General features: G+C 55.7%; 21 protein-coding genes. 7 read left to right on the top strand and 14 right to left on the bottom strand.

What is annotated here, in order from left to right; genetic code table 11:
* Positions 1-783: a (2Fe-2S)-binding protein gene (locus tag WG936_RS10295; protein ID WP_339572865.1), complete on the top strand. Its 783-nt coding sequence runs from the start codon at positions 1-3 to the stop codon at positions 781-783.
* A 108-nt stretch (positions 784-891) separates the two neighbouring features.
* On the top strand, positions 892-1,728 hold the full coding sequence (locus WG936_RS10290) for a hypothetical protein (protein ID WP_339565155.1): 837 nt from the start codon (positions 892-894) through the stop codon (positions 1,726-1,728).
* Here WG936_RS10290 and WG936_RS10285 read toward each other — a convergent pair whose 3' ends face one another.
* The 7 genes from WG936_RS10285 to WG936_RS10255 all read right to left on the bottom strand — a co-directional run bounded on the left by WG936_RS10285 (position 1,729) and on the right by WG936_RS10255 (position 7,337).
* Positions 1,729-2,583 (bottom strand): MurR/RpiR family transcriptional regulator, encoded by an 855-nt coding sequence (locus WG936_RS10285; protein ID WP_339572864.1) that lies wholly within the window; start codon positions 2,581-2,583, stop codon positions 1,729-1,731.
* Positions 2,584-2,585: 2 nt separating this feature from the next.
* Complete coding sequence (phnE, locus tag WG936_RS10280) at positions 2,586-3,380, bottom strand: phosphonate ABC transporter, permease protein PhnE (RefSeq protein WP_339572863.1); 795 nt, start codon at positions 3,378-3,380, stop codon at positions 2,586-2,588.
* On the bottom strand, positions 3,377-4,177 hold the full coding sequence (gene phnE / locus WG936_RS10275) for a phosphonate ABC transporter, permease protein PhnE (RefSeq protein ID WP_339572862.1): 801 nt from the start codon (positions 4,175-4,177) through the stop codon (positions 3,377-3,379). Before phnE (WG936_RS10275) ends, phnE (WG936_RS10280) begins: the two co-directional genes overlap by 4 nt.
* The gene (phnC, locus tag WG936_RS10270; RefSeq protein ID WP_339572861.1) at positions 4,174-4,974 is read right to left on the bottom strand and encodes a phosphonate ABC transporter ATP-binding protein; all 801 of its coding nucleotides are present in this window, start codon (positions 4,972-4,974) and stop codon (positions 4,174-4,176) included. Before phnC ends, phnE (WG936_RS10275) begins: the two co-directional genes overlap by 4 nt.
* A 30-nt stretch (positions 4,975-5,004) precedes the next feature.
* The gene (locus WG936_RS10265) at positions 5,005-5,985 is read right to left on the bottom strand and encodes a phosphate/phosphite/phosphonate ABC transporter substrate-binding protein (RefSeq protein WP_339572860.1); all 981 of its coding nucleotides are present in this window, start codon (positions 5,983-5,985) and stop codon (positions 5,005-5,007) included.
* A gap of 14 nt (positions 5,986-5,999) precedes the next feature.
* Complete coding sequence (locus WG936_RS10260) at positions 6,000-6,689, bottom strand: HAD family hydrolase (protein ID WP_339572859.1); 690 nt, start codon at positions 6,687-6,689, stop codon at positions 6,000-6,002.
* A gap of 285 nt (positions 6,690-6,974) precedes the next feature.
* The gene (locus tag WG936_RS10255) at positions 6,975-7,337 is read right to left on the bottom strand and encodes a VOC family protein (RefSeq protein WP_339572858.1); all 363 of its coding nucleotides are present in this window, start codon (positions 7,335-7,337) and stop codon (positions 6,975-6,977) included.
* A 60-nt stretch (positions 7,338-7,397) separates the two neighbouring features.
* Here WG936_RS10255 and WG936_RS10250 point away from each other — a divergent pair, with 60 nt between their 5' ends.
* A complete protein-coding gene (locus tag WG936_RS10250) occupies positions 7,398-7,832 on the top strand; it encodes a MarR family winged helix-turn-helix transcriptional regulator (protein ID WP_339572857.1) in 435 nt (144 codons plus the stop codon).
* Between the two features lie 594 nt (positions 7,833-8,426).
* Here WG936_RS10250 and WG936_RS10245 read toward each other — a convergent pair.
* The gene (locus WG936_RS10245; protein WP_339572856.1) at positions 8,427-8,675 is read right to left on the bottom strand and encodes a hypothetical protein; all 249 of its coding nucleotides are present in this window, start codon (positions 8,673-8,675) and stop codon (positions 8,427-8,429) included.
* Between the two features lie 219 nt (positions 8,676-8,894).
* On the opposite strand from WG936_RS10245, the gene WG936_RS10240 reads away from it, so the two are divergent.
* Positions 8,895-9,632: an HAD-IIB family hydrolase gene (locus WG936_RS10240; protein WP_339572855.1), complete on the top strand. Its 738-nt coding sequence runs from the start codon at positions 8,895-8,897 to the stop codon at positions 9,630-9,632.
* Positions 9,633-9,673: 41 nt separating this feature from the next.
* Here the strand turns inward: WG936_RS10240 and WG936_RS10235 are convergent, their stop codons facing one another.
* Positions 9,674-10,168: a hypothetical protein gene (locus tag WG936_RS10235; RefSeq protein ID WP_339572854.1), complete on the bottom strand. Its 495-nt coding sequence runs from the start codon at positions 10,166-10,168 to the stop codon at positions 9,674-9,676.
* Between the two features lie 102 nt (positions 10,169-10,270).
* Here WG936_RS10235 and WG936_RS10230 point away from each other — a divergent pair, with 102 nt between their 5' ends.
* Positions 10,271-11,482, top strand: a complete 1,212-nt coding sequence (locus WG936_RS10230; RefSeq protein WP_339572853.1) for an MFS transporter — start codon at positions 10,271-10,273, stop codon at positions 11,480-11,482.
* On the opposite strand, the gene WG936_RS10225 is transcribed toward WG936_RS10230, so the two are convergent.
* Both WG936_RS10225 and WG936_RS10220 read right to left on the bottom strand, forming a co-directional pair.
* On the bottom strand, positions 11,479-14,349 hold the full coding sequence (locus tag WG936_RS10225) for a DEAD/DEAH box helicase (protein ID WP_339572852.1): 2,871 nt from the start codon (positions 14,347-14,349) through the stop codon (positions 11,479-11,481). The genes WG936_RS10230 and WG936_RS10225 overlap by 4 nt on opposite strands.
* Positions 14,350-14,352: 3 nt before the next feature.
* Positions 14,353-14,745, bottom strand: coding sequence for a (deoxy)nucleoside triphosphate pyrophosphohydrolase (locus tag WG936_RS10220; protein WP_339572851.1), 393 nt, complete (start codon positions 14,743-14,745; stop codon positions 14,353-14,355).
* Between the two features lie 462 nt (positions 14,746-15,207).
* Here WG936_RS10220 and WG936_RS10215 point away from each other — a divergent pair, with 462 nt between their 5' ends.
* Positions 15,208-16,566, top strand: coding sequence for an MFS transporter (locus WG936_RS10215; RefSeq protein ID WP_339572850.1), 1,359 nt, complete (start codon positions 15,208-15,210; stop codon positions 16,564-16,566).
* Between the two features lie 127 nt (positions 16,567-16,693).
* Here the strand turns inward: WG936_RS10215 and WG936_RS10210 are convergent, their stop codons facing one another.
* The 3 genes from WG936_RS10210 to WG936_RS10200 all read right to left on the bottom strand — a co-directional run bounded on the left by WG936_RS10210 (position 16,694) and on the right by WG936_RS10200 (position 19,093).
* Positions 16,694-18,082 carry an amino acid permease gene (locus WG936_RS10210; RefSeq protein ID WP_339572849.1) on the bottom strand — a complete coding sequence of 463 codons (1,389 nt, stop codon included), beginning with the start codon at positions 18,080-18,082 and terminating at the stop codon, positions 16,694-16,696.
* A gap of 77 nt (positions 18,083-18,159) precedes the next feature.
* Entirely contained in the window at positions 18,160-18,507 is a 348-nt protein-coding gene (locus tag WG936_RS10205) for a hypothetical protein (RefSeq protein ID WP_339572848.1), read from the bottom strand.
* On the bottom strand, positions 18,500-19,093 hold the full coding sequence (locus WG936_RS10200) for a hypothetical protein (RefSeq protein WP_339572847.1): 594 nt from the start codon (positions 19,091-19,093) through the stop codon (positions 18,500-18,502). The genes WG936_RS10205 and WG936_RS10200 overlap by 8 nt, the downstream gene beginning before the upstream one ends.
* Before the next feature lie 177 nt (positions 19,094-19,270).
* Here WG936_RS10200 and WG936_RS10195 point away from each other — a divergent pair, with 177 nt between their 5' ends.
* Positions 19,271-21,316 (top strand): DEAD/DEAH box helicase, encoded by a 2,046-nt coding sequence (locus tag WG936_RS10195; RefSeq protein ID WP_339565130.1) that lies wholly within the window; start codon positions 19,271-19,273, stop codon positions 21,314-21,316.
* The last annotated feature ends 255 nt before the right edge of the window (positions 21,317-21,571 follow it).

Below are 21,571 nucleotides of genomic sequence, written 5' to 3'. Positions count from 1 at the left end.
ATGACAAGGGTAGTAGTGATCGAGGTTTCGGAGGAAGTTGTGTCCCTGTCATGGTCCGCACTCGTGGCGGAGTACCCGCGTTTCGAGCAGTTCGTGTTCGGCGAGGGGCAGCCCGTGACCGGCACCGAATGGGTCGCCGAGTCGGTGCGCGCCGGGGCGGATCAATTTCGGATGCCTAGCGAGAAATCCCTCGCCCAGCTGTGGCTGTACAGCTTCTGCAACGCCGTGGTGACGCCCGCAGTCTTCCTGATGGTGGAGTTTGAAGAGCTGCCATCCTTGGACTTCGCCTCTGGATCCCTGTCTGCCAATGGCTTTTGGGGCAGCTTTTCTACCGCTAGCTTGGCGTCCTCCCAGGAGGAGTCGGGCGCGTCTTTGGCGCGCTCCATCGCCCCGCTTATCGACGCCCTGAGTGCCGAATTCGGGGTGCGGCCAGCCCCGCTCTGGGCGATCGTTGCCGATGGGTTACGCCAGTCCGCGTTGGAGGCGGGTAATGCTTCCTTTGATCCGGCGGCTGGGGTTCGGGTGGCCGCGGCGCTGAGCACTGGGTTTGCTGCGGCTGCGCCGGGGGAGGTGCCGGCGGTGGAGTATCAGGCAATTGTGGACGGGGCCTTTCTTCCTGTGGAATCGGCTGAGGATGTCACTGATGAGATGTATGTGCTGGCGCGCCGGACCTCCTGCTGCATGGTCTACCGATCGCCGGGGTCGGGGTTGTGTACCTCCTGCCCGAAGCAGGATGCCACCACCCGAGATCGTGCTTTGATGACGCTGGCTGAGTACTCCTAGCTGCGTGTGGAAGCGAGAGGCCGGGATTGCGACTAGGCTGATGCGAGTTGGATCCTTTGTATGCCAGCGACCGGCCCAGATGATGTTTCGGAAGGAACGTGTCACGTTATGAGCTTTTTTGAAGATATTGCTGCTGCGCTAGATGCGGAGGGCATTGAGTCTCGAGTCAACGACGACACCATGTTCGTCCCGATCACCGCGGAACTAGAAATCCAATTCGTTGAGATTGACCCCATCTTGCCGGCCGCAAATGTCTATGTGGCCGCCGCCGACGTGGACGAAGACGATGAAGATTTTGAAGCCGTCTTGGTCTCTGTGGTGTTCTCCGTTGAGGATGCCCTGACCACGGTGAATCGACATGTAGCCACGGATCAAGTGGTGACGCTACTTAGCGATCTACTGCTCGGCACCGACGAGCGCATCACTGATCTGGAGTTCTACCAGAGCACAGATGACCCGAACCTGGTGATCGCAGACGTGGCCGAAAACTCTGAGGTCCGGGTGCTAGTGGATGTGCACGAAGACGTGCCGACCGCTTTCGTTGCATTCGTCTCGGTGGATGCCACCTACGAGGACATGATCGATGAAGCCATCAGCGAAGTCTGGGAGGCCGACGATGACATCGACATTTCCGATGAAGACCGCGCCCGACTCTTCGAAGACATTCAAGAGGACGTAGCAACCCAGGTCAGCGAGATCCTCGACCTCGGCAGCTTCACCGACTTCGATCGCCTCTTTGATGTGCTCTCCTTGGCTGCTGACCAGGCCGATGACTGGGAAGCACAGCTGACCGCCTTCGACGAAGACGAGTTTGAACCCGAGGTGTATGACATCTTCGCCGATGAGCTTGCTGAGGAAGATGACCTAGAAGACCTCGACGATGAGGACGAAGACGAGGATGGCTTCGAAGACCTGGATGAGGACGAGCCTGAGGTGAAGTCCTAGTTATTCTTCCAAACTGCGGCCGAGCACGTCGTAGACGGCTTCTCGAGAGGAGATCGTGGCGCTGCTGTTCGCTGTTGGGATGACTTCCGCTAAGGTCTCCAGCACCAGTTGATAGGGCACACGTGAAGTGTGTTCGAGTTCTTTCTGAAAGGTGCCGTCCATAGACGGGATGAGGACGCTGAGATCGGCAAGGTTCTCGAGTGGCGAGGACACAAATGAGGTCACTCCGATGACAGTTGCGCCGGACTTCTGCGCAGCGCGCGCAGATTCCAATGATAGGTGGTTAGCTCCTGAGCCTGATATCACCACGCAGGCGTTCTGTGCACCGAGCAGACTAGCGGCGATTTGTTCTGTGAGGGAGTCTGCGATGAACTCAGCGGGGCGTGCTCTTCCGCTGAGTCGGCCGGCAAAGTCCTGGGCAAGCGAAGCGGATAAGCCGTTGCCGACGACGAGCACACGGGGAGACTGCGCTAGCGTTGCTGCCACGCGGTCGAGGGCGTCCGATTCAATGAGATCTGTGAGTCGCGAAAGGTGCCGCGTGAATTCTGTTATCCGGTTTTGGAGGCTTCCCAATACGCCACCAAGGGCGGCCGTACTTTGCGGCGCTGGGCGAGTGGCAACCTCTAGGGTCATTGCCACCCGCAGTTGTTGGTAGCCATCGTATCCGAGTTTTTGAGCTGTTCGAATAACTGTTGTTCTACCAACTTGCGCTCGAGCGGCTAGTTCGTTTGCAGTGGCTTCCACGGCCCAAACCATGTCTTGGCTGAGTAACTCGGCCACGCGCTGCTCTGTGGGCTGCATTTGCTTCAGCATTGAGGCAATTCGAGTGGAGGGTGCGGCGTTTTTAGTGTCCATTGTTACCTAAAGGATTGGGAAACGAGCTTGCCTCTAATGTAGCCAGATGCTGCGTCGATGAGCATCGTTATGACGATGACCACGATGAGGAGGACTCCAACCACATCCCACTGCCGGTATTGGGTGTAGCCCGTGAGCATGTCACCAATACCACCGACTCCGATGAGTCCTAGTACTGCGGAGGTACGCACGTTGATTTCAAAGCGATACAGCGCCAGAGAATAAAGCTCGGGGGAGATAGTAGGCCATAGTCCCCAACGGATAGTTTCTAACAGACCACCGCCAGCAGCTTGGACGGCCTCGGCCGCACCAAAAGGAGCATTCTCTACTGCCTCATAAGTCCACTTAGCGTGGGTTCCAATACCGCCAATCGCTAAAGCGAGTGCTCCGGTAAAGGGCGTGAGACCGGTGACGGTGAGGATGATGATGGCGATGATCACCTCCGGGATAGCGCGTATCACCGCGAAAGTCGCGCGGAGAGGCATTCGAACCCAAGCGGGGGAGACTGTATTTGCTGCTGGGATGCCTAACAGTGTGGACAAGATTACGCCTAAGACTGCTCCGGCCCATGCCATCGATACAGAGCGCCACGTCTGATGGAGCGCTTCACTGAGTTTCGACCAGTCTGGGTTTTGGAACATCAGGCGCATGTAGTGCACGAAGTTGATGGGCAGGTCTTTCAGGTCGCCTGGGTTAATGTTCACACTTTTGATTGCGGCAAAGATGATACACAAGACTGCGCCCCAGGTGAAGTAGTACAAAATACTGCGGATGCGGATGGGGAGCGCGGACATCATCGAAGCCTCTTTCGCAGATTGACCGACACGACTTCAAGCACCAGGACGATGAGCAGTAGCTCAAGGATGATGGCTGCCAATGCGTCGTACCGGTAATAGCCGCGAACTTCATCGATTACTAACCCGATGCCGCCAGCCCCTACCAAGCCGAGAATGGCGGAAATGCGGACATTGAGTTCCAATGCGTAGATCATCTGGCTGGTGAATGAGGCGAGCATTTGTGGGAGTACGGTTACTCGGTTGATTTGAGTCTGGGTAGCACCGGCTGCGTGTCCTGCTTCGATGTAACTGTTGTCGGCGGATTCGATTGATTCGGACACCAGCTTGACCACGATCCCGACGTCGAAAAGCACGAGGCTGATCACACCCGGTAGGGTGCCGACGCCGACCATCGCCACCAAAATGGTTGCATATACGAGGTTGGGAATGGAACGGATGATGTTGAGCAGCGACCGTACTACGGTGCGTGTGATGGCGTGTGGATTAGTGGGTTTTGCGGCCCACAGCGTCAGGGGCAGCGCGCACAGGGCTGACAGCGCGGCGCCAGTCACCGCCATCGCTAGCGTTTCGACGAGTGGTTGTCCGGTTCGGGGCAGAATGGACCAATCAGGGCGCAGCATTTTGCCGAGGCGTTCTGCACCGTTTGACCAGTTGCGGAGGATGGAATCGATGTCTATTTCCACGCCGCCGAGGGCTGGGGTGCAGGAGAGGATAGTTATGGTCACTACCGCGCAGGTAGCCAGTGCTGGGCGTAACCATACCGTTGTGCGCGGCGGCAGCTGAACTGGAGAGGTCATTCAATGCTCCCTAAACTCTCGTCAGGCTGAATCTTTCGCCCGTAGATCTCTTCAAAGTTGGCGAGAGTTGAGCCAGCTGCTGGTCCGTCGAAAACGACTTTTCCTTTCCGCAGACCAATAATCCGAGTGGTGTACTGCTGGGCAAGGTCTATGAGGTGCAAGTTCACCAGGATCGTTATGCCCTGCTGTTGATTGATTCTTTGCAAGTCAGCCATGACAGCATGAGCGGTGGGCGGGTCAAGTGAGGCTACCGGCTCGTCCGCGAGGATAAGGGATGGCTGTTGCGCTAGGGTACGGGCGATAGCAACTCGCTGCTTTTGGCCTCCGGAAAGTGCGCCGGCCTTCTTCCAAGTCTGATCAAGGATGCCGACCTTGTTCAATGCATCAGCGATGATCGCTTTGTCTTCCCGTGAAGATATGCCGAGTATTGACTTCCACGTGGGCGTGTGCGCAAGCCGGCCGACGCGAACATTCTGGAACACCGTTGCACGATCTGCCAGGTTGAATCCTTGGAAGATCATTCCGATGTGTCCACGGATTTTGCGCAGCTGGCGGCCTTTGGCTGCGGTGATGTCGTAGGGGCCGACCTGGATCACACCGGATGTGGGCGTGACCAGACCGTTGATGGTCCGGATTAGGGTTGATTTTCCAGATCCGGACAGTCCAATGACTGCGACCATTTCTCCCGGGTTGATCGTGAGAGAGACGTCGTCAAGCCCAAGCGTGCCATTGGGATACCGTACGGAAAGGTTACTCAGAGTGATCGGCCAGGCTTCCGTGGGACGAGTCGCAGTCATTGGGGCCTTCTTCGTAATTGCTAGGGATGGTTATTTTTTGAAGCGGTCGTTGACCTTGCGTGCCATGTCGATCGCGGCGGGGTCGGCAGGAACCCAGTCATTGATATCGAAGATGGATTTCATGGTGTCTGGGTCGACTGTGGAGTATCCATCCATGATCTCGGTGATTTCTGTGCGCATATCTTCTGGAAGTTCGTCAGAGACAACGACACCGCCGTTGGGGTACATATCGGTGTATCCAAACACCACCAGCTTTTCCCCAAGATCTGGTACTTCATCCTTTTTCACTGTGCTGCGGGCATCCCAGAAGGAGAAGCCGACTTCGGCGTCGCCGTTGTACACCGCCATTACGGAGGCATCATTGGAAGTAACGGGGACCTTCTTGAGTTCGTCGGCTTTTACTCCCTGAGACTCCAACGCCATTACTGGCAATTGGTAGCCTGCAGGGGAGGTAGCGCCGAGGAAAGCTACGGGGGTGTCTTTGTCGATTTTCTTCAGCGCTTCAAGTCCCTTAGGGCCTTGTCCTTTGTTGTCTTCCGGAGTGGCTGTGCCATTGCAGTAGAGGTATTCTTCCCCGTTGGAGTATTTTGCCTTAACCGGCTTGTCAGCACAGTATTTGTCCGGATTGTTGGTGATAAATTGGCCTGCGTAGGTGGAAGCTCCAAACCGGACATCTTGAAGTATCGCGTGAGCGTCATACATGTCTTCTGCGGCAGCAAGCTGCGCCGCAGAGGCGATGGCGATGTGAGCTTGGCCGGAACCGATGGCTTCGACTGCGGCCTGGTAGTCCTTGGTCACCACACCGTTTACCTTGACTCCCAGTTTCTCGCTGAGGTGATCAGTCAGTGGTTTGGCGGTGGTTACTAAGTCATTGACCTTCTCGTTTGGAATGAGCGCCAAGGTGATTTCTTCCGGACGCTCGTTGCCTCCCGGTTGATCAGAGGAGCTGCAGGCGGTGATAGCGAAAGCAGAAATAGCTGCGATGGTGGCTGCGGTGACAATTCGACGCATGGTTGTTTTACCTTTCAGGATGGTGCTTCAGTGATGGTGCGCAGGAGCGGGACGAGTTCTGCGGGGTGTGAAACGGTCCACGTTGGTTGGCAGTCTGGTGTTTGGATGAAACGGTTCTTTATCAGGATCGTGCGTCCGCCGTGCTTGGCGACGGGGGCTAGATCGAACTCCCAAATGTCTCCGATGCTGATGATGTCTTTTCCTGCGAGATCACCGTTGAGTAAATCCTCAAGGCCTTGAGGTTTGCCAAGGTTGTTGATGACACGATCAAAGGCATCACCAAGTTTGAGGACATCCAAAGCTGCCGCAATTCCGGTGACAGGCGAGTTCGTGGCGAGGATCTTCTGTGCTCGAGTTTCTTGCAAGAAGTTGGCAAGGCCAGGTACTGGTTTGATGCCCGTGGAGGAAAGTGTGGATCTGGAAGCGAGATAAGCAGACTGACAGACTGGTTCGGGGATATGCAATTGCGTGGCAATGCTTTTGACAAGGGCATAACCATCCCGAGGTGCAGCAGTGTCTGGGTAATCAGATTGAACTTCTGCTTGCTCGAGGGTGGCGGTTGTTTCCGTTAGTACTGCAGACATGCCCGTGGCGTTGGCGAGAGCGGTCGCATACTCAATGACTGGGCCATCACCTTGGGAGACGGTGCCATCGAAGTCAAAGAGGAGAACTAGGTTCTGCGAGGAGTCAACGCTGCTGGACATGATGTCCAAGCTATTCCATTAATATGGACTAAAGATCCACTTGTTTCAAACAGTTGGTTAACTGTTGGGAAAAAGTCGGTGCCTGCTGGGGGTTTGGGTGTTTGGCTATGCCGATCGCCCGAGTGTGGTTTTGCCTCTTTGATCGCACTTTGTGCGGCTTGCCTCCAGAACTTCTTGGCATTATTTGTGTGGTGTTTTGGCAGGGTGGCTGGCTGTAAATAGCGAACCGACATCTCGGGCCGTTGTGGACGGTCGGGATATCGGGTGTAAAACGTGGGGCCGTTGTTACTGGCCGTCGTGGATGGTGATGGCGTAGCCGTCGGGATCGCGGAAAGTGAAATGAAGGCCGAAGGGGCTTTCGCTTGGACTGGTCAAAACTTGGACCCCGGCTTTTGTTAGACGATCGTGGAGTTCGCGTGTGTTGCTGACTCGAATCCACACTGCGATGCCTAGGCCGACAGGGCCCGCGCTTAGGTCGGTGTGTGGCAGCGGGGTGCGAAGTGTCATGGGGATTGGCTCGGTGAAATAGACAATGGCATCTGGTCGGGTTTGGCCACGGGTGAGGCCAAGGTGCCTTTCATAGAAGGTGGCGGAGCGTTCAAGATCGCTAACTTGGAGACCGATAAAGTCTGGGCCGAAAGTACTCAAAATTCCTCCTCAGGAATAGATGTCAATATCTTGACAGTGAGCATATGTCATTATGTTGACATGGGTCAATTGGAGCAATTGGAAGGGCGCATCGGCTACGTCCTTAAACAAGTGGATGTGTTGCTGCGAGCTGAAATGGAGAATGTGCTGCGACCTTTAGACTTAACCGTCGCTCAGTACGCTTGCTTGGAGGTGCTGGATGAGAGAGGGGCACAGTCAAGTGCTGAACTGGCCCGAGCATCCTTCGTCTCGCGACAATCGATGAATGTGATGCTCAAGACCATGGAAAAGCATGGTTGGGTGCAAGCGGTGGATGTGACAGGTGGGGGTCGGGTCCGCCCCTTTCAAATCACCCCTCAAGGAGAGGTTGGCCTTGCACCTGCGCGGGAAGCCGTGTTGGAGGTAGAGGAGAGGATGGTTGCGGGTCTAAGTGGGAAGGAACAATCGGTCCTCCTGCGATTGCTTTCTGTATGCATGAAAAGATTGGACGTTTAAGCCTTGCGCTGGTTTGTGTGGTGCGCTTGATTGCTAGGGATTAGATGAAGCGCATTTTTTGCGCACAAAATTTTGGCAAGAAAGTATCCGTGTTCAGCTTCTTTCCCGGTCAAAACCCTTTTTTGGAGCATCGCGTGGGTGTAAGTGCGGGGGGGATTAGCTTTATATTTTGAGTCGAGAAATGCTCTCTGCATTAATCTAAAGGAGCACTATTCAGTGCGTTGTCATGCGACTGGCAGGGAGCCTCAATGTCTATGCAATTCCCAGTAGAAAATGGTGAATCATCCACTGGCGCCAAAGGTGCAGGATGTGTGAAATGGGGAGCTGTACTGGGTTCTTCCTTTATGCTGATGATCGGCATGGTGGCTGCGTGTGGCCCCGACACCGTGGAAAAAGAAGTGCCAGGAGCAACTGAGACGGTCACTGTTACGGTCACTGAAACACGGCAAGCTACTCCTATGCCTTCCTCTAGCCAAGCGACACCTGCGTCTACTTCCGGTGCGAAGAAGTCGAGTTCGGTTCCCGCAGGTGCTGAAGCGTCAAATTCGGCTGTAGACAGGCCTGCTCCGGAGCCTCAAAACCAACCACAAGGTTTTATGGCGCCAATGCCTGAGAGAGAGGCCCCGGCTGTGCCTGCACCTGCCCCAGCAGCAGTAGCGCCTGCTGCACCAGCACCTGCACCGGCGCCTCCCGCGCCAGCGGAATCGCCGAGTGGAAATACAGTACATCCAGGTTCATTTTGTTCGGGAGGTAGTGGAGTGTCCAAGACTGGAAAACCAATGGTTTGTGCTCCGGCTTCGGATGGAAAAATGCGTTGGCAATCGGCTTAGCTTTGTGATTCAAAAGTGGGGCAGCTCCTAGCTGTGGTATCAGGGACTGGTGCACATTGAAGTGCCAGTCCCTGTCCTGTGTCATGTTCGAGATCGGGATGGCTGCAGGCGGTAGCAGCCTGCGTTTGGCTGAGGTTTGGTTTGGTACCTTAGGTTGTCGCGCCATCGAGTATGGCGGTGCAACAAGGTTCGTATTAGGGGCTATGAAAATGCGAAAGGTTTACCAACGGCTATGGATGCTGTGGTTTTCGATGTTGATGGCACGATCTGCTTTAATGGCACGTCCGTGTCTCCTGAGATTGTCACAGCATTGCGAAGTCTAAGAGAGCAAGTCAGGGTAGTGTTTGCGTCTGCTCGCCCTATCCGCGATTTGCTCCCGGTGCTGCCCGAGGATCTTCACGACTGTGCTTTGATCGGAGGCAATGGCGCTTTTCTGCGAGACGGTGGGCAGTTGACGGTGCTTGGTATTGCGCGGGAAGAACGGCAGGCTCTGGACGCAATCATCGAGGAACATGGCTTGAGGGTGCTTGTCGACGGCGATTGGGACTATTCCTTTAGTGGCGACAGCTCCCACCGCATCTTCCGGCAATTGGATGCCGGAAGGCTAGCTAAGAATGTAGCGCGCGATCAGATTGCGACCTACTCCAAAGTAGTTTTGTTTACTGAGGACTCCGCCGTTATTGAAGAGTTGGGGAGAACCTCGCTGAGTTTCACGGTTCACCCTGACGAGAGCATTATTGACATCGCTCCCGCTGGGATTACGAAGCATGACGCGATCGGCAGACTTGGTATTGCTGATCGAAGGTATGTCGCATTTGGCAATGACGCAAACGATGTGCTCATGCTTGAACGGGCGGGAGTGAGCTATTGCGTGGGCAACCATGACGCACTTGATTTCGCTGATCATCATCTTGCTGTGGAGGATGTTGCGCACGCAATTCAGCGCCTTGCGATATCGCTGGCTGGGTAATGTTCAGTGCGAGCATCCCCAACCTTTGTATTCGACAATCCTTAAGCAGCTGACTTCTCCGTCTTAAATAGTGATGATGGGGAAGCGATGGGCGTGAAATGTTGGTCTACGATCCAGTAATAGGTTGGGGCACCCAGCCCAGAGAGTTCGTGGATGGAATACGTGCCGGCATCGGGAAGGATTGCACGCAGCCAGGCTTCTGCTTCGCCGTGTTCTAGTACCCGTCCATCGGTGGCAGTGAGGCGCAGCATCAGCATGTAGGCGGGAGTCCGTGATTCGCCGTAGCCGCGGATTCGGGCGCGGGCTAGGTGTCCGACGCGGCGCCGGGTGATGGTGACATTGATAGGGGAGAGTCCGAACTGGGGAGGCATGCGAAGTGTTGGGGGGCGCCAAGCAGCGGTCTCGCGGGCGAGCGAACGGGGATGTTTGATAGTCATCTCGATGAGGTCAAGGCTATCTGCGCACCGGGACCGAATGGTGCTGGTAGCTGCGGCGATGTCGATGGGCAAGTGGGTTGTGTTGTTTAGGCTTTTCATGGCTCTGACTCTAGAGGTGGAGGCGGACATGTTATCCACCAGTATAGAACAGGCGTTCGAAATGTGCTCAGTCGGAGGGGAAGGGCTAGCCTATAGGGTGCAATGTCAACAAAAAGCACAGATAAAATCCCCTATGAGATCTGGGTCCTGGTCAGCGGTGCCTTCGTCATCGCTCTTGGCTTCGGCATAATTGCGCCGATCTTGCCCCAATTTGCCCGTAGCTTTGATGTTTCCGTCGCTGCCGCCAGCGCAGTCGTTTCGGTGTTCGCGCTTTCGCGGCTGCTCTTTGCGCCGTCCTCAGGCAGGGCCGTCGATAAGCTCGGTAGCCGGCGGGTCTACATGCTGGGGCTAGTGATTGTGGCGGTGACCAGCGGCAGCATCGCTTTTGCTCAGGAGTTTTGGCACATCATTGTGCTGCGGCTGCTCGGCGGGGTTGGTTCTACGATGTTCACCGTGTCCGCGATGGGCTTTATTGTGCAGCATTCTCCGCCAAACATTCGCGGCAAGGCGTCTTCGGCTTATGCTTCGGCGTTCCTGATCGGTAATGTGCTCGGTCCGGTGCTAGGAGCGCTGGTGGAACCACTGGGTATGCGCGTCCCATTTCTGATTTACGGAGTGGCGCTGCTGGTGGTCACAGGATTCGTCGGCACGATGCTGCGCCCGCAGCCAGATGCTGTGGAAACCGTCAAGGTGACGATCCCTGCGATGCAGGTCAACGAGGTGATCGGCAATCCGTCCTACCAGGCAGTGTTGCTATCGGGCTTTGCTAACGGCTGGGTCAACTTTGGCGTCCGCGTGGCGATCCTCCCACTCTTTGCCGCCTCGATCTTCCACAAAGGCGGCGCGATCGCGGGTCTCGCGATGGCCGCGTTCGCCCTCGGCAGCGCAATCTCCATCCAATTCTCCGGACGCCTAGCCGACAGCAACGGCCGCAAACCGTTGATCGTCGCCGGGCTGTTGGTGAACCTGGTGTTCACCGGCGTACTGGGCTTTGCGACGACCTCAGCCATGGTCATCGGTTTCAGTTTCCTCGCCGGCATCGGAGGTGGACTACTCAACCCGGCGCAGCAGGCAACCCTCGCCGACCTGATCGGCAACGAACGCTCCGGTGGCAAAGTCCTTGCAAACTTCCAGATGGCGCAAGACTTCGGCGCCATCACCGGCCCGATCCTGGTGGGCATGCTTGCCGACGTCTATGGCTACTCTACGGCGTTCCTGGCTTGCTCCGGGGTCGCATTGATCTCCGCTCTGGTGTGGATCTTCCATGGGAAAGAGACGTTGGGGCTGGTAGGGAAGCGAATAGAGAAGGTCTAGATCTTCGAGTCGAGGTAGTCGAAAAGACTGCGTTCCACTTCGCTTGCCAAATTGAGATCCATGCTGACGACATCCAGTTCCGCACCATCATTACCTGGCATCTTTTGCTGGACCTCATTGGATGCACGCGCAGTACCCAGATAGAAGAAGTCGGTGCCTTCTGCGTCGTCCTTCTTGACAAAGACGTGGAGGTCTACCTCGTTAGAAACAATCGAGGCGACTTCGGCGCTGGCCAATGTCCTGCGGCTTCGTGTGAACCAGTGCAGGACGTTTGGGCTCTCGAAGGCATCTTCGTAGCTGACACTGGCTTCAACATCTGCGTCCTTGTGGTAGGTCACAAAGATCGGACACGTAGACGTGACTTTGTCTACTTTGTATCCGTAGATGGTGCTTTCGTTGTTGTTTTGCCAATTGAGCAGCCGGCACACATCCCTCCGCGAGTAGCGCTGACCGACGACCATTTCGCCTCGCCAAGAGTGCTGTTCGCGTGCCATAAAAAGCCCGGTCTCGATGATATCGAGCACTGCGTTTCGAAAGCTCTCATCTGCAAGTTCAGCGGAAAACTCGCTGCTGAGAGTTATCTCTCCCTTTTCAACTTGAATGATCGGATTTCCTCCGTACTTGGACCTTTGCGGGTCGGTGAGAAATTCAAAACCCAAGATTCTCAGAGCCGAAGTAACAATTTGCTCAGTTGCTGAAGTTTGCTCGGATTCGAAAAGCCGAGAAATGTCGCAGAGAGTTGCTTTCGGAGTGTCCAGCAGATGCTTGATAAGTAGCAACTCATGTGGACGCTTGCCGTTAAGAATTTCTGTGGAGAGAAACACCAAGAACTTTTCTTGCGGCTCAGTGGGGGCGGATTCACTGAGTTTTAAGGAATTGAGGAGTCTCCAATAGCTACCGTATTTGGTTGAAATTAGAACCGGGTCGACAGTGTTGAATCGAGCGAAATCGAAGAGCCGAGGCAGCTTGTTTAAGCGATCTTTGAGCAGCAAAATGTCCTGCTTAAGCTCGAACTTTCCACCGATGCGTGCCTTTGCCAAAGAGGCCAAGATTCGTTGCTGGGCAATTGCATCGAAATTGACGCTCGAAACACCGGCGATAGTTTTGTTCTTATTCTCGATCAGATCCTGACGGATTTTGTCCTTTTGGCGTGATCGATTGCCATAAAGTGCAATCGGGATCAGGTAGTTGTTGGAGTAGTTTCCAATGAAGTCAATGACTCGCAGGTGGTCTTTGCCTGCGCACTTGCGTAAGCCGCGCCCCAATTGCTGAGTGAAAATGATGCTTGACTGAGTCGCCCGTAACATGACGATCTGGTTGATCGAGGGGACATCAATACCTTCGTTGAAGATGTCGACAGTCAGAATGTAGTCCAATTGACCGGACTCCAGTTCGGCCACGGCTTGTTCTCGCTCAGACATAGAATTTTCACCGGTAAGCGATTTCGTGCGCAAAGGTCTTCCAAACAAGGAATGGCGGTTTAATAGTGCTGAAAGCTCTTTTGCTTCGTCTTTACGACTACAGAATATGAGGCCACGTGCGTTACCTGGATGACCGTAGTCTGCGATCTTTTCTAGTACATAGTTCACGCGTTCTTCGGCGACCAGGTACCGCAAATCCGAGGTATCAGTGACGGTTTCGTTGCGCTCATTGACAAAGTCCGTAACGCCGAAGTAGTGAAAAGGCACGAGCATGTCTTCTTCAAGTGCCGCTTGCAAACGGATTTCATAGGGCACGTTGTAATCGAAGAGCTCGAAAACATTGAAACCATCGGTTCTTTCTGGAGTCGCCGTTAGTCCCAGCAGGAAATCTGGTGTGAAATGATCAATTAACCGCTGATAGGACTCAGCGCCTGAGCGATGGACCTCGTCGATCACGATGTAATCAAACTCAGCTGGCGGGATTTGAGATAGATTTTCTGGTCGAGACAGCGATTGAATAGAAGCGAAGACGAAGCGACAGTCTATTTCACGCCTGGCCCCAACGAATTTGCCAAAGTACTCGCGCGGAAGTTCCAACACCTTTTGAAACTCAGAAATAGCCTTGTCTAGGATTTGTTCGCGGTGGACCACGAATAACATCTTTTTCGGGTTTGCGTTTCTTACCGCGAGCGCTGCCAGTATCGTTTTGCCGGTGCCCGTTGCAGAAACGACGACCGCTCGACGCTCTCCAGCTGCTCTAAGTTCGTCGATTGCCTCCAATGCTTGCTCCTGCATTGCATTGGGTTCGATCCTGGTTTCGGGAGACCACTTCGAGTCATCGACGATTGTTTGAACTTGGACCCGGGGACGGCGAGTACGTTCATACTCATCGACCCAATCGGTGGAAAGCGGCACGGAGCTAGCCAGCTGTCGGTTGATGGCGTCAGCAATTTGATATGAAATATCGCCATCTTGATGCGCGGAAAACTTTAGGTTCCACTCCTGGTTCACCACTAAGGCTGTATCGGTGAGGTTGGAACTGCCGACGATTGCGGTGACAAAGGGAGAGCGTTCAAATACGTAGCCTTTGGCATGGAAACCGCTACCAGGCTCATCGTAAATATGAACTTCAACATTATCGAGCAACAAGAGCTCACGAAACACATTCGGATGATTGAAATCCAAATATCGAGAGGTCACAATAGTGCCGCGCCCGGGAAAATCAAGCAATGCTTGTTTTAGCAGAGCAAGCCCTGACGAGGAAATGAACGCGATAGAGAACCTAAAATTTTGTGCGGTTCTTAGTTCCTCCCGGATAGCTGCCAACATCGTTTTTGAATTCTCATTAGCAATGAGGTGAGGTTCGAAGTGTTGTGGGGAGGTCAAATCGGCGTTGATAAAGCCGAATTTGGTATCGAGTTCAAGGGCGGACAGCCGCGAGTCCATTTCTTAGCTTTCGGACATAATGATGTCGACGGCCGGAATGTCAGCAGGGGCCCAAGTTAGCTCTTTCATTTCGGACCTATTGACCCACCGAATTTCTTCATGTTCGGTCAACGATGGCTCATCTCCAACGAGGGTGCAATAGAAAGTAGTCAACACGATGACTGCGAAATCATACTCATGCTCAGTAGTGGTCACTTTGTCGCCGACCGTGATGTTGCAATTGAGTTCTTCTCGGAGCTCGCGGGCAAGCGACTGTTCCGGGGTTTCCCCGACTTCAATCTTGCCGCCCGGGAATTCCCAGAAGCCGCCTAGGCTCATTTGTGGTCCGCGCTTAGCCGCCAATATCGTGTCGTCGCGGACGATGACTGCCCCGGTGACTTCAATACGCTTCTTCACTAAATGCTCCTTATCCTGCAACTTTTACTGCTAAAGGTTAGCACGCGTGTGAGGCCGGCCTCGGTCTAAAAACACGGCTTTTGCTCGTCGCCGAGCGGAGCGGCATTTGAGAGTAGTGAAGAATTTGCGCACTTGGTTCGATCTGGCCGAGCTCACTGTGGGACTGCTGGCTCAGCGTCTGAATGGGCGGGGAATGAACCCTAAAGGGGTAATTGCGAGTGCCCCCATTAGCAGGATTAGCATTTGCATTGATGATTGAAGGTAAATGCCACATACCCCCAGGGTAGGGGGGATTCTTGACACTTTTTGGGTTGTTGAGCGCCGCTTGGACCGTAGGTAAAACGTTCCCTAGTCAAAAGTGTCATGTTATAAACAATCGCATGTGATTTGAGACACATGAAAGTGTGGGGCTGGTCACGAGGAAAGCCCTGATTTGGCGAACTACCACCCAAGGAGAAGTCTTTGTCCACTGCAATCAAAGCGCCTGAGCGCCCGAAGATGACTGCCAGCGACTGGCAGTCACCCAAACACCGTCGTTCCGTACTAGGCGTCGTGACCATCATGTTCCTGGCAATGATCTTCGACGGTTATGACATCGTCGTCTACGGAGCAGTATTGCCCACCTTGATGGCGGAACCGCACCACCTCGGCCAGATGAGTGCTGCTGTCGGTGGCAGTCTAGGCTCCTACACCATGATCGGCATCATGTTCGGCGCACTTGGTGCCGGCGCGATTGGTGACCGCATTGGACGACGTCGCATGATGCTGGTCGCTACAGTGTGGTTTTCTATCGGGATGGCGGCAGGATCATTCGCCCAGACCATCGCATTCTTTGGAGCGACACGATTCTTCACGGGCTTGGCGCTTGGTGTGATCACCGCAGGAGGCGGCGCAGTCATTGCCGAGTTTGCACCGCCAGCCCGCAAGAACATGTACAACGCTATCGGTTATGTGGGCATTCCTATCGGCGGCGTTGTAGCCTCTCTGTCTGCCATCTGGTTCCAAGACCTTATTGGCTGGCGTGGCCTGTTCCTTATTGGCGCAAGCCCGATCCTGTTTTTGTTCCCGATGGCTCTAGTAATGCTTCCGGAATCTCCGCGTTGGCTGACGGCCATGGGGCGCCGCGATGAAGCCAACGCGATCTGCGAAAAGTTCGACTTTCCTAAATCCCAATTCGTTGCGGAAAAGGTGGTCCTTGAGGAAACTCACTCAGGTGAAGTGGTGAAGAAGGAAAAGATTGGCTTCGGGGCGATCTTCTCTGGCAAGTATTTACTTCCCACTGTCTTGATCGGCATCATGAGTTTCATGGCCATCATGGCTACATACGGCCTCAATACTTGGCTGCCGCAAATCATGAAGGCCAATGGTATGTCCGCTAGCGGTTCCCTCTATACCTTGGTTGCGCTGAATTTTGGTGCTGCTGTTGGTGCACTCGCAACCTCTAAAGTCGCTGACATGATTGGGCCGAAGCCGGTCATCGTCTTCACCTTCGCCACCGCCGCGCTCTGTATGTTTGCCATGCCATATCTGACGGTGCCGGCTGTAATGTATTCCGCAGTCGCGCTCACCGGAATGGGCTGTACCGGCACCCAAATTTTGATCTACGGCATGACCTCGAATTATTACCCCACCCAGGCTCGCCAAGCTTCCATGTCTTGGTCCTCTGGATTTGGTCGACTTGGTGGCATCGCAGGCCCAGCTCTGGGCGGGATTCTCATCACGATGGGGCTCGGCGCGTCAGATGCCTTCATGGTGTTTGCAGTGGCAACCGTCATCGGCGCAATCTGTACCCTGATGTTCCCAGCACGGCGCAAGACTTAGCCGGCGTCGAAAAGCTCCCGCTTAGAGGAATTTTCAAGCGGTGGCTTCAAGTGAAAAATTAGCACCCACGACCAGGAGGAGTTGTTCCTGCGGTCGTGGGTGTTTGTTCAAGCTAGGGGAGGGCTGGCTATTCAGCCGGGGCGCTCTGGCTCTTGGAAGCCCCGGTGACAAAGTACAGCACCGTCATAACCAGAGTGAATGCCACGCCCACGATGAGTGCGGAATGGAAATCTGGCTGCCAGGCCATGATGCCGAAGGTGAAGATAATGAACGCGATGGCGAAGTACTGGCCGTATGGCCACAGTGGAACTGGGAACTTCAGCGCAGCTTGCTCGGTGGCAGACATGTGGCGTCGAGAAGCAACCTGCGCCAGCAGGATCATCAGCCATACAAAGACGGTGGCAAAGGTGGCCAGGGCGGCGACCGTCTCGAAGACCGATTCCGGCAAGAAGTAGTTCAGCGCCACACCGATGACGAGGACGATGAGCAGGGCAATGGTGGTCATGACGGGCACGCCACGCTTGGTCGTCGCCATGAACTTCGGGGCGTGGTTGGTGCGTGCCATGCCGGTGATCACGCGGCCGGCACCGAAGAGATCCGAGTTGATGGCGGAAAGCGCGGCAGAGATGACCACCACGTTGAGCAGTGCAGCGGCCCAGTTAACGCCCAATGCGGTGAAGATCTGGACGAAGGGGGACTCGTCGCCAGTGATGGTGCGCCACGGGTTGATCGCCACGATCACGAAGATCGCCAAAACGTAGAACAGCAGGATGCGGACCGGGACGGTGTTGACGGCCTCTGGGATGGACTTCTCCGGCTTCTCCGCCTCAGAAGCGGTCACACCGATAATCTCTGTGCCGCCGAACGCAAAGAGGACCAGGATGAAGGCCGAAATCATGCCACCGAAACCATGTGGCATAAAGCCGCCGTCATTCCACAGATTGTCCACCCCCACATGCTGGGAACCGCTGCCCAGGCCGAAGATGAGGATTGCGGCGCCACCGATGATCATGGCCACTACGGCGGTTACCTTGATGATCGTCATGCCGAATTCAAGCTCGCCAAACCAGCGAGCGCTAGCAAGGTTCGCGGCACCCACGATCAGCAAAGTCACCGCCACCCAAATCCACTGCGGTGAATCCGGGAACCAGAACTTCATATACACCGCGATGGCGGTAAGGTCCGCTAGACAGACGATGACCATCTCGAAGGCGTACATCCAGCCAGTAATATAGCCAGACCAACCACCAAGGTAGCGGCGTGCATAATCAGCAAAGGAGCCGGTAACCGGGAGGTGGACTGCCATCTCGCCCAAGGCACGCAGCATGAAATAGACCACCGCGCCGCCGAGGAGATATACCAACAACACTGACGGACCGGCGGCCTGAATAGCGCCAGCCGAGCCGTAGAACAGGCCAGTGCCGATGGCCGAGCCCAACGCAATGAAATGAATGTGTCGCGCTTTGAGTCCAGCTCCGCGTGGGAGTGGTGCAGGGGCTGTGGCCTGTGTAGACATATCTGCCTTCTAGGTATTTGAGAGGGGTGAGATCAGCCCAAATCCTACATGTTATTCAGTGGATTGAAAAAATACATTCAGGGTGCGGGGGCGTAGGTGGCGTAGTTTTCATCCTGCTTGGTCACCACAATGACTCGGTGTGGGCGAGCGCTAGGCATGTGGGCGTCGGCAAGCGCACTGCACTCGGCGTAGAGTCGCGGCGCCTCAGAAGCGGGGGAGGGATGCGTGCATCGAACGACCACGCGGTAGTGATGGTCATTATCGATATAGGCGTAGGAGCCATCGGGGAGTGCGTCGTCGATCGCTTGCGTCGCCGCTGCCACCTCCCGGGCCGGGTCCAACGCGGGGTCCTCCATCTCGTAAGGGATGAGAGAAAACAACAGTATCGGCGCGAAAAACAAGACCGGTGCCAGCCACTTACGCATGCGAGCACGCCTTTGGGTTGAGCTGAATCGCAATGTCATGCTGCTCCGCCAGCCCAGCCAGGTGCGAGCGGAACGCCGGATCAACCTCTGCAGGTGGGCAGACGAAAACTTCCTCGTAATACATCGGGATGTAGATCGACTCCGCCGGAGGAATTTCAGCAAGCACAGGGGCAAGCTGCTCCCAGCGCTGCCGGTCAATGCCCACGATGGTCATGCGCTGCGAATCCACTATTGAGGTGGTGTGAACCACGGTGTTCGGGCCAATCTTCGGGAGCACTGACTCCAGCTCGTCCCAGTGCGCTGGCAGCGCTGCCGCGGTGGTAGGGGATAGCGACATATCAAAAGTGGTGGTGCCGCCGAAATGCCAGGCATCCTCTAGCACCCACGGTTCCGGGGTGTTGTGCACAAACTCTTTAGCAAACTCGACGACCTCGTGTTGCTCGGCAAGATCGCTATAAGCCCTGTCAATACTCGATTGGTAGGAGCGGTAAAAATTAATCACTAAGCCGATTGCCGTGCCTGCCAAGAGAGATACAAACAGCACCACGACAGTTAGCGTAGTGCTGGCGGTGCCGCGTGCAGGCATCCTGACCTCCTCATTGAGCAGTGCTTGCGCAGTATTCTAGCGGGGGTTGGGATGCTGCGCAGCCCACTTTTAGCCACCACTTTTTCAGGCGCAAGAAGCGAGATTGCACTGCGACGGAGCATGCGCTGCAGCGTTGGCTTCGCAAAAATGCTGCAGATAGCGTACCGTGGGGAGACAATGAGTAACATCGAGAACGTTGCCAGCGGCGAACAAGAGCTGGAAAATATTACAACGTCGGAATCTCAGGATAATTCGCAGGATGTCGTAGCCGATCAGGCTGCAGAAGACATCAGGGATGCGAACACTTCTGAGGACGACTCCACGCAAGGGTTTGAAAACCTAGGACTGCCTGCAGAAGTGCTGAAGGCAATCGCCAAGGTCGGATACGAAACCCCGTCCCCAATTCAGTCAGAGACAATCCCTGTCCTCATGGAAGGCCGCGACGTCGTCGGACTGGCCCAGACAGGTACCGGTAAAACCGCAGCCTTCGCGCTGCCTGTGCTTTCCCGTATTGATAAGTCTGTCCGTGCGCCACAAGCGCTGGTACTGGCGCCAACTCGCGAGCTGGCACTGCAGGTTGCAGATGCCTTCCAGGAGTTTGCTGATCACCTCGGTGGCATCAACGTGCTGCCAATTTACGGTGGCCAGGCTTATGGCATCCAGCTATCCGGTCTGCGCCGCGGTGCACAGATCATCGTGGGCACCCCAGGTCGCGTCATCGACCACCTGAAGAAGGGCACGCTGGACATCTCCGGCCTGCGCTTCCTGGTGCTCGACGAAGCAGACGAGATGCTCAACATGGGCTTCCAAGAAGATGTGGAACGCATCCTCGAAGACACCCCAGAAGAGAAGCAAGTAGCCCTCTTCTCTGCAACGATGCCAAACGGCATCCGCCGCCTGTCCAAGCAGTACCTGAACAACCCTGCAGAGATCACGGTTAAGTCCGAGACTCGCACCAACACGAACATCACGCAGCGATTCCTCAACGTCTCGCACCGCAACAAGCTCGACGCGCTGACCCGCATCCTCGAGGTCACCGAGTTTGAAGCCATGATCATGTTCGTGCGCACCAAGCATGAAACCGAAGAAGTAGCCGAAAAGCTGCGCGCCCGTGGCTTCTCCGCTGCCGCCATCAACGGCGACATCGCCCAGGCACAGCGCGAGCGCACCGTGGATCAGCTCAAGGACGGTCGCCTGGACATCCTCGTGGCTACCGACGTCGCTGCCCGTGGCCTCGACGTTGAACGCATCACGCACGTGTTCAACTTCGACATCCCGCACGACACCGAGTCCTACGTGCACCGCATCGGCCGCACCGGCCGTGCAGGCCGCTCCGGCGAGGCGATCCTGTTTGTGACCCCTCGTGAGCGCCGTATGCTGCGTTCCATCGAGCGGGCCACCAACGCGACCCTCATCGAGATGGAACTGCCGACTGTCGACGAAGTCAATGAATCTCGCAAGGCGAAGTTCGCTGACTCGATCACGGAGTCTTTGGAAGATTCCCAGATCTCGCTGTTCCGCAACCTGGTCAAGGAATACTCCGAGGAACACGACGTGCCTCTCGAGGACATCGCCGCAGCGCTGGCTACTCAAGCACAAGCTGGCGACGACTTCCTGCTCAAAGAACTCCCACCAGAGCGTCGCCGTGAGCGCAACGATCGCCCCGAGCGGGATGACCGCCGTGGACGTGACCGCTTTGATCGTGAAGACCGTGGCCCACGTGGCGGCGGGGATCGTTTCGAGCGTTCCAGCGAGGACATGGAAGTGTACAAGCTGGCCGTCGGTAAGCGCCAGAACGTGCGCCCGGGTGCCATCGTTGGCGCGCTGGCGAACGAGGGCGGCCTGAATTCCAAGGACTTCGGTCGCATCACCATCGCCGTTGACCACACGCTAGTCGAGCTGCCTAAGAACATGCCGACCTCCGTGCTGGAGCGCCTAGCAGACACCCGCATCTCCGGTCAGCTGATCCACATTGAGGCTGCTCCAGGCGCCGATATGGGACCACGCGGTGGCTTCCGTAATCGGGACTCTGACGGTCGTCGCAGCCGCGATGATCGCCGTGGTTACCGTGGTGGCCGGGAAAATCGGGAAGAAAGTGGTGGCCGTGGTGGCTACCGTGGCGGCCGAGATCGTGATGATCGCGGACACCGAGGCAACCGAGATGACCGTAATGATCGCGGTGGCTTCCGCGGTGGACGCGGCGGATTTCGTGGCGATCGCTAAGTAGTTTCGTAGTTTTCTCTAGCGCCGGCTCCCTTTATCGGGGGTCGGTGCTTTTGCGTTGGGGTTGTTGGCGAACCCTTGTTGCCGAACTTTGCAGGTGGTTGGTTTTGGGGGTTGGGGGCATCCTGGGCGGTGTCAAGCTGTGAATGCACCACAAACCAGAAAGGTGGTTCGTGGTGGTTCAACGATCAACACAGAAGATAAGGGACCATGCGGTGGCTTCGGTGCTTGCCGGCCGACGGGTAACTGTGGTCG

The organism is Corynebacterium sp. H127 (assembly GCF_037482665.1).
GTDB lineage: Bacteria > Actinomycetota > Actinomycetes > Mycobacteriales > Mycobacteriaceae > Corynebacterium.
Note: the sequence above shows the minus strand (reverse complement) of the source record. Positions and strands in the feature narration are given on the sequence as shown.